We start from the raw sequence: 14,727 nt of genomic DNA, 5'->3' as shown, positions 1-14,727 counted from the left end.
CGTGGCTGTGGAGGCGATCGTGCGACGAGGCGGGACAAGAGGCCAGGTGACCGGAATCCTCGTGGCTGTCCTGGCCATGGTGGTCGCGCTGGCCGGGGCCGTGCTCGCGGCGCGGCCCGCCCTCGCCCAGCCGCGGGACACCGCGCCGGGCAATCCGTACCAGCGGGGCCCTGATCCGACGGTGGCGATGATCGAGGCCAGTGCCGGCCCGTTCGCGACGGCCTCGACGAGCGTGCCGGCGGGCCACGGGTTCAACGGTGGAACGGTGTACTACCCGACCGACACCAGCCTGGGCACCTGGGGTGCGCTGGCGATCGTCCCCGGGTACTCCGCGCTGTTCGCCAACGAGGAAGCGTGGATGGGGCCGTGGTTGGCCTCGTTCGGTTTCGTGGTGATCGGCGTGGAGACGACCACCCGCACCGACAGCGCCGACGCCCGCGGCACCGAACTGTTGGCCGCGTTGAACTATCTGACCACGCAGAGCCCGGTGCGCGACCGGGTCGACCCGAACCGGCTGTCGGTGCTCGGCCATTCCGCGGGCGGGGCCGGGGCGATGCTCGCGGCGGAAAGGCAGCCCACGCTGAAGGCCGCGGTCGGTCTGGCACCCGGCTCACCGGTGGGCAACCTGTCGTTGGCCGCGGACACGGTGCCGACGATGGTGATCGGCGGGCAGAACGACGCTGTGGTCACGCCGTCCTACCTCAGCGGCCTCTACGCCACCATGCCCGCCTCGACGCAGAGCGACTTCGCCCAGGTCGCCGGCGCCGACCACGTCTACTACACCCATCCCAACAACGTCGAGATGAAACTGCTGATCCCCTGGCTGAAGACCTTCCTGGACAACGACACCCGCTACACGCCCTTCCTGTGCCCGGCGCCACCCGATCCCAGCTCCATCTCGCTCTACACCCCCAAGTGCCCGTACGTGCCCGGCGGCAGCGCACCGGGAGGCGGGAACACCGGCGCGCTGCACGCGGTGGGCGCGGCCAAGTGCCTGGCCGCCCCCTCGACCGGCGCACCGGGCGCGCAGGTGACCATCGGCACGTGTGGCGGGCAGGCCGGGCAGATCTGGACGCACACCGCCGCCGCGCAGTTGACCGTCACACTGGGCGGCGCCACGCTGTGCCTGGACGCCAGCGGCCAGGGCTCCAGTCCTGGTACCAAGGTGATCGTCTGGTCCTGCAACGGTCAGGTCAACCAGCAGTGGAACCTCAATGCCGACGGCACCGTCACCGGTGCGCAGTCCGGGCTGTGCCTGGACGTGACCGGCGCCTCCACCGCCGATGGCGCCCCGGTCGAACTGTGGTCCTGCAACGGCGGCGGCAATCAGCAGTGGCATCTCGGCTGACGCCCACTGTCCCAACATAGATCCGATGTGTCGATAGCGATGTCTTGCGAATCGACAGCAGGAACGATTGCAGCTCAAGAGAAGTGTCCTTGACGGTCCGGCTCGGCCCACTGTAGCGTCCGCTAAAGATCGGATGTCCTACCTGGGCTGGGCCGCCATCCGGCTCGGCTGTCGACCCCTTCCGCCCGCCACCGGAGGTTGATGCCGATGTCTCCCGCCGAACCGTTGCCTCGCCGTCGTTTCCTCGCCGGTGCGGCCGCCGCCGGTGCCCTGAGCGTCCTGCCCGCCACCGCCGCGGCCGCGACCGGACCCTCCGCGACCCCGACCGCGGCCACCCCGACCGGCGTGCCGCTGCCGGCGTTGCGGGTGCCGCAGGTCGACCTGGGGCTCGCTCAACAGCCCGACGCGACGGTCGGCTGGCTGGCCGACGCGAAGATCGGCCTGTTCATCCACTGGGGCGTCTACGCCGGACCGGCCCAGGGCGAGTGGTACGAGCGCACCGCGCAGGTCAAGCCCAGCGTGTACCGCGGGTTCCTCACCACTGCCTCGCCGCAGCAGTTCACCGCCGACCAGTACGAACCGGCCGCCTGGGTCGAGCTGGCCAAGACCATGGGCGCGAAGTACGTGGTGCTCACCTCCCGGCACCACGAAGGGTTCGGGCTGTATCCGAACTCGCACCCCAACGCGTGGACCAGCGCGCAGGCGCCGCTGAACCGGGACTTCGTCGCCGGCTACGTGTCGGCGGTGCGCGCCGCCGGCCTGAAGGTCGGGCTGTACTACTCGCCGATCGACTGGCGTTATCCCGGCTACTACAACGTCACCGGCGCGACCTTGCCGACTCCGCCGTGGAACTACGAGGGCGCCGACCCGGCGAGCTTCGACTACCGGGCGAACGCGAGGGTGATGAAGGAGGAGGTGTACCAGGCGGTCAAGCAGCTGGTGTCCGACTACGGTCCGATCGACGATCTGTGGTGGGACGGCGGCTGGCTGGCCGAGCAGGGCAGCGACGCCGACGGCGCGTTCTTCTGGGAGCCCGGCCAGTACCGCGACCCGGCCAACCAGTGGCCGGTGGGTGGGTACGGCGAGACCGAGCCCGCAACCGGAAAACCCTTGGGGCTGATGGGTATGGTGCGCGCGCACCAGCCCACTGTCGTGGTGACCCCGCGTTCGGGCTGGGCCGGAGACTACGGTGTCGAGGAGGGGGGCTCGGTGCCGACCGGGCCGATCCGGGCCGGGGTGGTGGAGAAGACGTTCACCATCCGGGGCGCCTGGGGCTACACCGAGGGAGCCTCGGTGATGAGCTACGACCAGATCGTCGCGGTGGTGGTCAATGCCCTGGTGCGCAACATGACCACGCTGATCAATGTGGGGCCGGACCGGCACGGCGCCGTGCCGGCAGACTCGGTGACTGTGCTCACCCAGGTCGGCACCTTCTTGTCCGATGTGGACGAAGCAGTGTACGGAACCCGTGGCGGGCCGTGGAACCCGGTCGACGGCAAGGTCGGCTACACGTTCCGGGACGCGACGTTCTACGTGCACCTGTTGCCCGGCCAGCCCTCCGGCGCGGTCACCACCCCGCCGATCGGCGATGCCCAGGTGCGGCGGGTGTACGCCGTGCCCGGCGGGCAGTCCCTGCCCTACACCGTCGGTTCGGACGGCACGGTCACCATCACCGGTATCGACCGCACGGTGCACCCGCAGGACACCGTTGTCGCGGTGGTGCTGGACCGGCCCGTGGTGGCGACCGACATCGCCGTCGGCCGGGCCACCACCGCCGACAGCGAGGAGAAGGGCAAGGGCAACACCGCCGCGCACGCCACCGACGGGGACACCGCGACCCGCTGGTGCGCCGCGGACGGCGCCACCGGCCACTGGCTGCACGTCGACCTCGGCGCCGTCACCGGGCTGACCGGCGCCCGGATCGCCTGGGAGTTCCCCGGCAAGACCTACCGCTACCGGATCGAGGGCTCGACCGACGGCCGCACCTGGTCCACTGTGGTCGATCGGACGAACAACAGCGACACCAGCCAGGTGCACACCCTGCCGTTCACCGCGACCGCGCGCCATCTGCGGGTGACCGTGACCGGACTGGACACCGGCTGCTGGGCGTCGATCCGCGAGTTCCAGGCATACGACCGGCTCTTCAGCTGATCGCCCGCGCCGGGACCGCGCCGACTGCTGCCCGGCCACCGCAGTGGCCGGGCACCTTCAGCCGTTCGAGGCACCGGCCGGGCAGGGTTCAGGTCGGGAGCGGAAAGTCGACCGTCCGGGTGCCGGCGGGACTGGCGTGCGAGGGTCCGTCAGATTCGCCGAGGCGCAGCCCCAGGGGGCGCGCCAGCAGCGGCGGCGTGCGGTCGCGCCCCGCAAGGAGACCGGGACACAGCGACGTGAACGCCGAACGCGGAGTGCTGCCGGTCACCGGCTGAAGCCGGCGGCGAGGCCACCGAGGAGTTGGCGGCGGCCGAAGGCATAGAGGACCAGGACGGGCAGCGTGGTGAGGACAACGGCGGCGGCGATGGCCGGGACGTTGACGCTGTACTGGCCCTGGAAGGTCCACAGTGCCAGCGGCAGGGTTCGCTTGTCGGGGCTCTGGGTGAGGATCAGCGGCAGCAGGAACCCGTTCCAGACGGTCAGCGCGTTGAAGATGGACACGGTGAGCAGGGCCGGTCGGGTCAGCGGCGCCGTCAGTCGCCACATCGTCATCCACTCGGTGGCGCCGTCGACGCGCATCGCCTCGAACAGCTCCTTGGGGACGTCGCGGATGAAGTTGGCCAGTATCAGCACGGACAGCGGGATGGCGAACGCGATCGACGGGAGGATCAGCGCGAGCAGGCTGTCGTACAGGTGCAGCCTGATGATGATCAGGTAGATGGGGATGACCGTGGCCTGTAGCGGAATGGCCAGCCCCATGAGGAACAGGCTGTTGACCGCACGCAGGAACCGACTGGACCAGCCGCGCACGATGGCGTAGGCGGCCATGAAGGACACCGTGACCGCCGGCACGACCGCGCCGGCGGTGACCACGACGGTGTTGATGAAGTAGGTGATGAAGTCGGACTGCAGAACGAACTGGTAGTTGTCCAGCGTGGGGTCGCTGGGGGGCACCAGCGGGTTGCTCGCGTAGTAGCCGCTCTGGACCTTGAGACTGGTGATGAGAATCCAGTAGAGGGGTATGACGACGACGGCGAGCCACAGCCATGCGGCCAGGTTGCCCGGCCAGTTGCGCCGGTGGGCCGGACCGGCGTGGTGCTGCCGCACGCGGTGAGGTGCGGTGTGGTGTTGTGGCCTGGTCGATGTGGTGGTCATGTCAGACGCCTTCGAGTTGGCTCTGGCTCGCGTCGCGGCCACCGAGCCGTCGCAGCAGCAGGGCGAGGGCAAGGCCAACCAGGACGAGGATGACCGCGATGACACTGGCGGGGCCCATCAGGTTCGCCTGGAACCCCCGCTTGTACATGTCGAGCGCGAGCACGCGGGTGGCGTCTCCCGGGCCACCCGCGGTCAGCACGAAGATGAGGTCGAAGAAGGTCAGCGACCCGACCACCATGAGCGTGGACGAGGTGATGATCGTGTATCTCAGCTGGGGGAGTGTGATGGTGAAGAACTGGCGGACCCGCCCGGCGCCGTCCAGTTGCGCGGCCTCGTACAGGGACCGTGGGATCTGCCGGACGCCGCCCTGGTAGATCAGTGCGTGGAACGGGATGAACTGCCAGGACACGACGAAGACGACCAGGCCGAAGGCGAGTGCCGGCCGGCCGAGCCAGTCCTGGCTGAGGAACCCGATCCCCAGGCCGGCGCCGAGCCCGAAGTTGGGGTCCAGCAACGCCTTGTACGCGATCGCGATCGCCGCCGAACTGAGCAGCAGTGGGACGAAGTACACGACGGACAGCACCGCCCGGTGGCGCTGGTATCCGGCCAGGAACGTGCCCAGCAGGATGCTCGACGGTGTCTGGACCGCCCAGGACGCGACCATCACCAGGAAGGTCACCCAGAGGGAGTGCGGCAGCCCGGGATCGGTGAGCACGGCCCGCCAGCTGTCGAGTCCGGACGGGACGATGGCGCCGATCCCGTCCCACGTGGTGAAACTCAGCGCGAACACGCCGACGAGCGGGATGACGGCGAAGCCGACGAAGAACGCCAGGGCCGGCGCGGCCAGCCACGGCAGGACGCCGCCGTGGTCGCGCCGGCGGGTGCGGGTGCCCCGGGCCGTCCGATCGCTCGCGAGTTCGGTCATTGACATCGCTTCGCTCCGCAGGCTCACCTCACTGGCCGATGACCGCGTTGAGGTTGGTGGCGAACTGCTGCGGCGTGATGGACAGCTGGAACAGCTTGGCGATGTTGTCCAGCAGGGTCTCGGCCGCGGTCGGGCTGAGCGCCTGGTCCCAGGACTGGGCGAAGACCTTGGCGTTGTTGGCGAGGTCGTAGGTGAACTTGAGGAAGTCGGCGTTCTTGTCCTTGGCCAGCAGGTCCTGCGTGCCCTTGACGACCGGGACCCCGCCGGTGCCGATCCACTGCTTGATCTCCTCGTCGTCGAGGACGCCCTTGGCGAAGAAGTCCTTGGCGATCTTCTTCTGCTCGTCGGTGGCCTTCGAGGAGATGGACAGGTACTGCGCGGGGTTGCCGACGGTGTCGCTCGGGTCGCCCTTGCCGCCGTCGACGGCGGGGAAGTTCATGAAGCCGAGCGAGCCGCTGGAGACGAAGTCGCCACCTTGGGACTGCTGGATGCCGTACGACCAGGAGCCGTGCAGCATCATCGCGGCCTTGCCGGTGTAGAGCAGCGCCTGGTCGGCGTTGGAGTCCGCGGTGATCGAGGAGAAGCCCTTGATGAACCCGTCGGCCCGGACCAGGTCCTGGACCTTGGTCAGCGCCTCGATGGCGGCCGGGTTGGACCAGGCGTCCTTCTGGCCGTCGAAGACGGCCTGGAACACCTCGGGGCCGCCGATGCGGTCGAACAGGAACTCCAGCCACATCATGTTCGTCCACCGGGACTGCCCGCCCAGCGAGAACGGCGCGATGCCCTTCGCGTTGAGCTTGGGCACCAGGTCCATGACCTCGCCCCAGGTCTGCGGCGGCCGCGCGCCGACGGAGTCGAAGACCTTCTTGTTGTAGTACATGACGATGGGCTGCACGGTCTCGCACGGCAGCGCGTAGATCTTGCCGTCGACGGTCGCGGCGGGGAACGAGGTCGGGAACAGCCGATCCTTGATCTTGGAGTTCTGGTCGAACCACGAGGTGAGGTCCTCGACCTGACCGGCCTTGACGTAGGTGCGCAGGCTGCCGCCGCCCCAGCCCCAGATGATGGTGGGCGCCTGCCCGGCGCCGATGGCGGTCTTGATCTTCGTCTTGTAGGCGTCGTTCTGAAACGTGGTCGGGGAGATCTTCTCGTCCGGGTTGGCCTTGGTGAACCGGTCCACGGCGCCGGTCCGGATGCCCTCCTGGGGCTGGCCGTTGAGGTACCAGTAGGTCGCGCCGCCGCTGGTGCCCGGACCGGACGTGCCGCAGGAGGCCAGCGCCATCGACAGCGGCAGGCCGGCGGCGAGGCCGAGGACGGTACGTCGAGAGATAGGGGTTGCCACGCTGGGTTCTCCGTTCCCGAGAGCCGCCGACTTCTTTGGGGGTCGTCTTCGAAAACTTTCGAAATTTGTGACGGTTTTCCACCCTAGGTATGACCGCCTTGCACTGTCAAGCACCCGGCAACTTACTTGCTCCCTAAAAGTTATCTCCGTATTCTGACTGTCGAAATGTTTCGAAATCCGGTCGAAGAGAGGGAGCGCGATGACAACGGCTGATCAGGCGTCGGTCACTGGCCGCGACGTGCCGCGCTGGCAGGACCCGACGCTGCCGGCGCCGGACCGCGTCGCCGCTCTCCTGGCCGAGATGACACTGGCGGAGAAGGTCGGCCAGCTCGGCAGCCGCTGGCTGGGCAACGACACGTCGCACGCCGGCACCGAGCAGGGCGGCACCTCGCAGGTGGCGCCGATGCAGGACGTGTTCACGGCCGGGATGGCGCCGCTGGCCGAGGCCAGCCGGCACGGGCTCGGCCACCTGACCCGGGTTTACGGCAGCCGACCGGTGACCGTGGCGGACGGCGTCGCCGAACTCGTCCGATCGCAGCACACGGTCCTGGCCAACTCTCGGCTGGGCATTCCCGCGCTGGTGCACGAGGAGTGCCTCACCGGCTTCACCACGTACGGCGCCACGGTGTACCCGGCGGCCATCGCCTGGGCCGCGACCTTCGACCCCGAGCTGGTGGGGCGGCTGGGCGCCGCCATCGGGCGGGACATGCGCGCCGTCGGCGTGCACCAGGGCCTCGCGCCGCTGCTCGACGTGGTCCGGGACTACCGGTGGGGCCGGGTCGAGGAGACCATGGGCGAGGATCCCCACCTGGTCGCGATGCTCGGCTCCGCCTACGTCCAGGGTCTGGAGAGCGCCGGCGCCATCGCCACCCTCAAGCACTTCGCCGGATACTCCGCGTCGAGAGCCGGGCGCAACCACGCGCCCGCGGCGATCGGCCGCCGTGAGCTGCTGGACGTCGTACTGCCGCCGTTCGAGACCGCGATCGCGGTGGGCGGCGCCCGTTCCGTGATGAACTCCTACTCCGATGTGGACGGTGTGCCGGCGGGGATCGACGCGTGGCTGCTGACCGAGCTGCTGCGGGACGAGTGGGGGTTCACCGGCACGGTCGTCTCCGACTACGGGGCGATCGCGTTCCTCGCCACCATGCACCGCATGGCGGCGAGCACCGACGAGGCCGGCGTCCAGGCGCTGTCCGCGGGCGTCGACGTGGAGCTGCCGGACACGCTCTGCTTCGGCCAGCACCTCGTGGACCGGGTCCGCCGGGGCGACCTCCCGGAGTCCACAGTGGACCGGGCGGTGGGCAGGCTGCTCACCCAGAAGGTCCAGCTCGGGCTGCTCGATCCCGAGTGGACGCCGGAGGCGTCGGTCGCCGGGTCCGACGCGGTCGACCTGGACTCGCCGGCCAACCGGAAGCTGGCCGGCGAGTTGGCCGAGCGGTCCGTCGTGCTGCTCGACGCGGGCAGCGCGCTGCCGCTCGTCGGAGCGGGCCGCCCGGCGCCGGGCCGGATCGCCGTCGTCGGGCCGTGTGCCGACGACCCGACCACGTTGATGGGGTGCTACGCCTTCCCCAACCACGTCTTGCCGCGCTATCCCGAGCTGCCCATCGGAGTGACGGTGCCGACCGTGGTCGAGGCGCTGCGCGCCGAGCTGCCGGACGCCGAGATCGTCCACGAGCCGGGGTGCGACGTGCGCGACGAGGACCGGTCCGGATTCGCCGCGGCGACGGCGGCGGCCCACGAGGCCGACCTGTGCATCGCGGTCGTCGGCGATCGAGCCGGCCTGTTCGGCAACGGCACCTCCGGAGAGGGTTGCGACGCCGAGGATCTACGGTTGCCCGGCGTGCAGGCCGATCTGCTGGCGGAGCTGTTCGCGACCGGGACGCCGGTGGTCGTGGTGGTGGTCTCCGGCCGTCCGTACGCCCTGGGCGATGTGCATCCGCACGCCGCCGGGCTGGTGCAGGCGTTCATGCCCGGCCAGGAGGGCGCGGCGGCGATCGCCGGCGTGCTGTCCGGCCGGGTCCAGCCCACGGGCAAGCTGCCGGTGCAGATTCCCCGCCGTCCGGGCGGCCAGCCCGGCACGTACCTGCAGCCGCCGCTCGGCCTGAACAGCCGCGGCATCAGCAATCTCGACCCGACGCCGCTGTTCGCTTTCGGCCATGGCCGGTCCTACACCACGTTCGAGGTCGACGACCTGCGCACGAGCGCGACCGAGATCCCCACCGACGGCGAGTTCGCCGTGTCGGTGCTGGTCCGCAACACCGGCGACCGGGCCGGCCACGAGGTCGTCCAGCTGTACCTGCACGACGTCATCGCCCAGGTGACCAGACCGGTGCGGCAGCTGGCCGGCTTCGCCGCGGTGCGCCTGGAACCGGGCGCGAGCGCGCGAGTGCGGTTCGACGTGCACGCCGACCGGACCGCGTTCACCGGCCGGGAGCTCCGGCGGATCGTCGAACCCGGCGAGGTCGAGGTGCACGTCGGCACGTCCTCGGTCGATCTCCCGTGCCGGACCACGGTTCGGTTGACCGGAGCCACCCGCGTGGTCGGGCACGACCGTCGGCTCACCACACCGGTACACATAATTCCCGGGGAAACCGATGCCGGCGAACACTAGCCGCACGACGCTGGCGACCGTCGCGCGGCTGGCCGGGGTATCCGTCGCGACCGTGTCGAAAGTGGTCAACGGCCGCAGCGACGTCGCGCCGCGGACCCGCATCCGGATCCAGGAACTGCTGCACCAGCACGACTACGTGACTCCCGTGGTCCGTCGCGGCGGACCACGGGTGCCCTCGATCATCGAGGTCCAGTTCGAGGGTGGCCTCAGGTCGTACAGCGCCGAGGCCCTGGAGGGCATCGTCGACGCCGCCGCCGAGCTCGGGGTCTCGGTCGTGGTCAGCAAGCCGAACCGGGCGCGGAACTGGGCCCGTGACCTGGTGGCGGCCGGGCGCCGGGCGCTCATCGCGGTCACCAGCGTGCACACCGCCGCCCACCTGGACGCGCTCACCCGGGCCGGCCTCCCGCTGGTCGTCATCGACCCGTTGCACCTGCCGGACAGCGAGGTCAACAGCGTCGGATCGACCAATTTCGCCGGCGGCCTGGCCGCGACCCGGCACCTGCTCGACCTCGGCCACCGCCGCATCGCCTACCTGGGTGGACCGGCCTCCGCCGCGTGCAACCAGGCACGGGCGCACGGCTATCGGGCGGCCATGGAAGCGGAGAAGGCGCCGGTGCCGTGCGGCTACGTACGGCCGGGGGAGTTCACGTACCAGAACGGCCTGCTCGGCGCCGCGGCCCTGCTCGACCTCGCGGAGCCGCCCACGGCGATCTTCGCCGGCAACGACGAGATCGCCCTCGGCGTCATCGAGACCGCTCGCACCCGAGGCCTGCGCATCCCCGAGGACCTGAGCGTGGTGGGCTTCGACGACACGCTCCTCGCCCGGATGGCCTCACCGCCGCTGACGACCATGCGTCAGCCGTTGCGGGAGATGGGCGGCGTCGCCCTGCGCACCGCGCTCCGCCTCGCGAACGGGGAGAAGATCGAGTCCCACCACATCGAGCTTGCCACCGAACTGGTGGTACGCGCGTCGACCGCACCCGCTCGAGCCGGACTCGACCATCAACCGCCACCCGATGGCCACCGTGGCAATTCCTGATGGACCGTGGCAGCCGCCACCGTTCTCGGATGGGACGTAGCTGTAGTTGGCCCGGTGAAGCTGCTGGCCGGTCAGCGGCGGGCCGCGAGGACGGCTCGGATGCCGCGCAACGCCGTCCCGCCGACCGGGTGCGCGACCACGCCGACAGCCGGTGTTGACCCAGGATTGCGCCGGAGCCGGGGGTGCTGCCGCAGCTGCGGTCGGCCTTGCCGTTCCGGACCTGTTGTCCCACACCGCCTTGCCGTCGAGCATGTCCGCCTGACCCGGGGAACCCGCCGCGATATCGGGGCGCGGTCCAGGTGGACCTGTGCGGCTCGTAGAAGGCCGGCGGGGCCGTGATGAAGACCAGCTTGGCGTCGGCCCCCGCCACCATGGTCAGCAGCTTGTCGCACGCCGGGCGGCCGATGCTGGTTGGTCGCCTTGGCCGGTCCCGGACAGAAACGACCGGATTCCTTGTCGCCGGCGTCGACCTGCGTTACCAATACAACCCGGATTGAAACGTTAAAACCGCGAGGTGATCCGGCGATGGTCCTGTCAGCGTCGACACGTTTCCCCACCAGGCCAGGGATTTCCGCACTGGTCGCCCTGCTCCTGCTGCCACTGGCGATCGCGGTCGCGCCGGCCGCCGCGGCCCCGGCGCGCCTGGTCGTGCGGCAGATGCAGGCCGAGACGAGAACCTCGCCGCCCACGTTCCGCTGGCAGCTGGGCTCGCCGGTCGACGGCGAACACCAGACGGCCTACCGGGTGCTCGTCGCCAGCACCGACCACCAGTTGAAATCCGGTCGTCCGGACGTGTGGGACAGCGGCCGGATCACGACGGGCACCTCGGTCGGAGTGCCCTATCTCGGCCCGGCGCTGCGACCGGGGCAGCGCTACCTCTGGACGGTCCAGGTGTGGGACTCCCGAGGGCGACCGTCGGCCTGGAGCAGCCCGCAGTCGCTGGCGGTCGGGCCGACCGACTGGCAGGGCGCGCAGTGGATCAGTCCGGACAACGCGGGCACGAACTCGTGGTCGGACTTCGTGCTCGACACCGACTTCACCATCAAGGCCGCCGCGGCCGGCATCGTCTTCCGCGCCAAGGACAGCGCGGACTACTACCTGTGGCAGATCAACACGGTCACCACGCCGGGCAAGGTGATGCTCCGCCCGCACGTCCAGGTCGGCGGCCACTTCACCACGCTGACAGAGGTGGACCTCAGCCCCGTGCTGACCCCGGCCAACGCGGGCGACCGTCACCACCTGGAGATCAGGGCGGACGGCGCCACCATCACCACGGCGGTCGACGGCACGCAGGTGGACGCCAGAACCGACACAACGCTGGCACAGGGCACGATCGGGTTCCGCACCTCGGTGACCGCGAACGTGGCCGAGGATGCCTTGTACGACAACCTGTCGGTGCGCGCTCTCGACGGAACTCCGCTGTTCGCCGACGACTTCTCCGTCTCTCCAGATCCGCGGTTCACCCAGCAGAAGATCGTCGGCGGCGAACTGGAGCCGTCCGGCGATCCCGTGTTGCTCGGCGCCAGCCACGCCGCGCCGATGCTGCGCCGCGCGTTCACCCTGGGCAAGCCGATCGCGCACGCGGACGTTACCGTCTACGGCCTCGGCTTCTACGAGTTGCACATCAACGGCGGCAAGGTCGGTGACGCCGTGCTGACTCCGGCCAACTCCCCCTACGACCGCCGGAACCTGTACGACACCTACGACGTCACGAGCCGGCTCAAGCCGGGCGCCAACGCCGTGGGCATCATGCTCGGCAACGGCTACGGCCAGCACTTCAGCCCGTACGGATTCCGTTGGCCGGGACCGGAACAGGCCATCATGACCCTCACTGTCAGCTACACCGACGGCACGCGGCAGGCCGTCACCACCGACCGCGACTGGTCGTGGTCCGACAGCCCGATCATCGGCGACGACATCTACAACGGCGAGACCTACGACGCGCGCCAGGAGCAGCGCGGCTGGGACACGGTGGGATTCGACGCATCCCACTGGCTGCCGGTGACCACCGTGGCCGCCCCAGCTGGCATGCTCACGCCCAGCGCCCTGCCTCCGATCCGTGTCGTCCAGACGCTGCGGCCGGTGAAGGTGTCCCAGCCGGCGCCCGGCGTGTACGTCTACGACCTGGGACAGAACATCGCCGGTTGGGCGCGCGTCCGCGCCGAAGGACCGGCCGGTACGCGGATCCAGCTGCGCACCGCCGAGGAACTCGGGCCGGACGGGCGTCTCGACACCACCACCAACCGCAACGCCGCGTCCACCGACACCTTCGTCCTCGCGGGCACCGGCGGCACCGAGAGCTACGAACCCCGCTTCGACTACCACGGTTTCCGCTACGTCGAGGTGACCGGCTTCCCCGGAACCGCCACCGTGGACAGTCTGGACGGCCGTGTCGTGCATGCCGACGTGCCCAGCACGGGCAGCTTCACGTCCTCCGACCCGACGCTGAACCAGCTGTGGCGCAACAATCGCTGGAGCATCCTCAACAACTCGATGTCCATCCCGACGGACAATCCCGTCCGCGACGAGCGAACGCCGCCGGCGATGGACGTGCAGGCGTACAGCGCCGCGTCCACTCGCGACTTCGGCATGGACACCTTCTATGCCAACTACCTCGCCGACCTGCCGCCGGGCACGGCGCTGCCCAACGACGCCGGCAACGCGCAGCAGCCCGACATGGCCGGCGGCCAGGTGACGCTGGCGTGGACCCTGTACGACCAGTACGGCGACCGCGCGGCGCTGGCCGCCCAGTACCCGGCGATGAAGGCCTTCGTGGACACCGACAATGCCCAGGCGCCCGGCCACATCTGGCCGGACGACAGGGGATTCGGCGACTGGTGCCCGCCGGTGCACGACGGCGGCGTGAACGGCGGGCAGGGCGGGCCGAGCGAGGGCAACTGCACCAGCGAGGTCTCCCTGGTGAACACCGCACTGTCCTACGTGCAGGCCGAGGACGTCGCGAAAGCCGCGCAGGCGCTGGGAAAGCCGGCCGACGCCGCCACCTATACGACGTTGGCCGACAGTATCAAGCAGGCGTTCAACGCGCACTTCCTCAACGCTGACGGCAGTTCCTACGCCGACGGTCGGCAGACCACCAGCATCCTCCCGCTCGCGTTCGACATGGTGCCGGCCGGCAACGTCACGGCGGTCGGCGACCGGCTGGTGGACACGATCCTCGACACGAACGGTGGCCACCTCGACACCGGCATCTTCGGCACGCGCTACCTCGTCGACGCGCTGGCCCGCGTCAACCGGGTCGACGTGGCGATGACGGTGCTGGACCAGAAGACCTACCCCGGCTTCGGATACGAGATCAGCCGTGGCGCCACCAGCTCGTGGGAGGAATGGCTCTACAGCTCGAACATGGAGACCCACGACCACGCCATGTTCGCCGGCGTCAACGCCTCCCTGTACACCCAGCTCGCTGGCATCCGGCCGGCAGCGCCGGGGTACGCGGCGTCGTTGATCGAGCCGCAGGCGCCGGCCGGCCTCTCGCACGTCGCCGCGACCATTGACACTGCCTACGGCGAGATCGCCGTCTCCTGGTGGAAAACCGGCAAGGCGTTCGATCTGGACGTCACGATCCCGGTCAACACCACCGCGACGGTGTCGCTGCCGACAACGGGTGGCGGTCGTACCGCGCACGCCGTGGGCTCCGGGCACTGGCACTTCCACGTCACCTTGTGAAGGAGCAGTTCGATGAGACCGTCGGCGTAGGGCGCCTGCCGTTCCGCGGCGGCGATCTGCCGGATGACACCGCGCGGGTGTCGGCGGCCGGCTTCTGTCCCAGGCCGCACTTCACCGGATGCGTGAGCCGCAGTTCGACGACTTCCGGGGCCCGGTCTTCCACGGGATGATCTCCGCGATTGCCCACCCTTGGGGCCACCGCGTCTCCGAGGACGCGAGCGGGATTTGATCACCGCTTGCGGAGGCGCCGGACGACCTCCTTCGCGCGCTGCTGGTTCTTCGGGTCCCGGGCGGCGCGCATGACCTGCTCGGTCAGTTCGCGTCCCTGTGGACTCCGCAGGTATGCCGTCACTCGCTGCCAGATGGACGCCATCGGGTCCCTCTTCTCCTCGGCGTCGTTCGTCCCTTTCATGCCCATTGCGGGACGATGTGAAACCCGAGGTCCCCGACTCGTTGTCCCGCCGGCACG

The 14,727-nt window shown here is 69.8% G+C and carries 9 protein-coding genes; 5 read left to right on the top strand and 4 right to left on the bottom strand.

The window, feature by feature from the left end:
- Positions 1-7 precede the first annotated feature (7 nt).
- Together BCF44_RS51675 and BCF44_RS51670 are read left to right on the top strand one after the other, a co-directional pair.
- On the top strand, positions 8-1,348 hold the full coding sequence (locus BCF44_RS51675; protein WP_116181966.1) for a poly(ethylene terephthalate) hydrolase family protein: 1,341 nt from the start codon (positions 8-10) through the stop codon (positions 1,346-1,348).
- A gap of 207 nt (positions 1,349-1,555) precedes the next feature.
- The gene (locus BCF44_RS51670; protein WP_211353646.1) at positions 1,556-3,499 is read left to right on the top strand and encodes an alpha-L-fucosidase; all 1,944 of its coding nucleotides are present in this window, start codon (positions 1,556-1,558) and stop codon (positions 3,497-3,499) included.
- A gap of 264 nt (positions 3,500-3,763) precedes the next feature.
- Here BCF44_RS51670 and BCF44_RS51665 read toward each other — a convergent pair whose 3' ends face one another.
- From BCF44_RS51665 to BCF44_RS51655, 3 genes are read right to left on the bottom strand one after another with little or no spacing between them, the layout of a single operon-like run.
- Positions 3,764-4,654, bottom strand: a complete 891-nt coding sequence (locus BCF44_RS51665) for a carbohydrate ABC transporter permease (RefSeq protein ID WP_116181964.1) — start codon at positions 4,652-4,654, stop codon at positions 3,764-3,766.
- Position 4,655: 1 nt separating this feature from the next.
- The gene (locus BCF44_RS51660) at positions 4,656-5,579 is read right to left on the bottom strand and encodes a carbohydrate ABC transporter permease (RefSeq protein ID WP_116181963.1); all 924 of its coding nucleotides are present in this window, start codon (positions 5,577-5,579) and stop codon (positions 4,656-4,658) included.
- 28 nt (positions 5,580-5,607) lie between these two features.
- On the bottom strand, positions 5,608-6,921 hold the full coding sequence (locus tag BCF44_RS51655; protein WP_211353645.1) for an extracellular solute-binding protein: 1,314 nt from the start codon (positions 6,919-6,921) through the stop codon (positions 5,608-5,610).
- Positions 6,922-7,120: 199 nt separating this feature from the next.
- Here BCF44_RS51655 and BCF44_RS51650 point away from each other — a divergent pair, with 199 nt between their 5' ends.
- The 3 genes from BCF44_RS51650 (at position 7,121) to BCF44_RS51640 (ending at position 14,258) form a co-directional block, all read left to right on the top strand.
- Positions 7,121-9,532, top strand: coding sequence for a glycoside hydrolase family 3 N-terminal domain-containing protein (locus tag BCF44_RS51650; RefSeq protein WP_116181961.1), 2,412 nt, complete (start codon positions 7,121-7,123; stop codon positions 9,530-9,532).
- Positions 9,516-10,571 carry a LacI family DNA-binding transcriptional regulator gene (locus BCF44_RS51645; protein ID WP_116181960.1) on the top strand — a complete coding sequence of 352 codons (1,056 nt, stop codon included), beginning with the start codon at positions 9,516-9,518 and terminating at the stop codon, positions 10,569-10,571. The genes BCF44_RS51650 and BCF44_RS51645 overlap by 17 nt, the downstream gene beginning before the upstream one ends.
- Before the next feature lie 525 nt (positions 10,572-11,096).
- Entirely contained in the window at positions 11,097-14,258 is a 3,162-nt protein-coding gene (locus BCF44_RS51640) for a family 78 glycoside hydrolase catalytic domain (RefSeq protein WP_116181959.1), read from the top strand.
- Between the two features lie 229 nt (positions 14,259-14,487).
- On the opposite strand, the gene BCF44_RS51635 is transcribed toward BCF44_RS51640, so the two are convergent.
- The gene (locus tag BCF44_RS51635; RefSeq protein WP_116181958.1) at positions 14,488-14,676 is read right to left on the bottom strand and encodes a hypothetical protein; all 189 of its coding nucleotides are present in this window, start codon (positions 14,674-14,676) and stop codon (positions 14,488-14,490) included.
- Positions 14,677-14,727: the final 51 nt, after the last annotated feature.

It is taken from the genome of Kutzneria buriramensis (genome assembly GCF_003387475.1).
GTDB classification, from domain to species: domain Bacteria; phylum Actinomycetota; class Actinomycetes; order Mycobacteriales; family Pseudonocardiaceae; genus Kutzneria; species Kutzneria buriramensis.
Note: the sequence above shows the minus strand (reverse complement) of the source record. Positions and strands in the feature narration are given on the sequence as shown.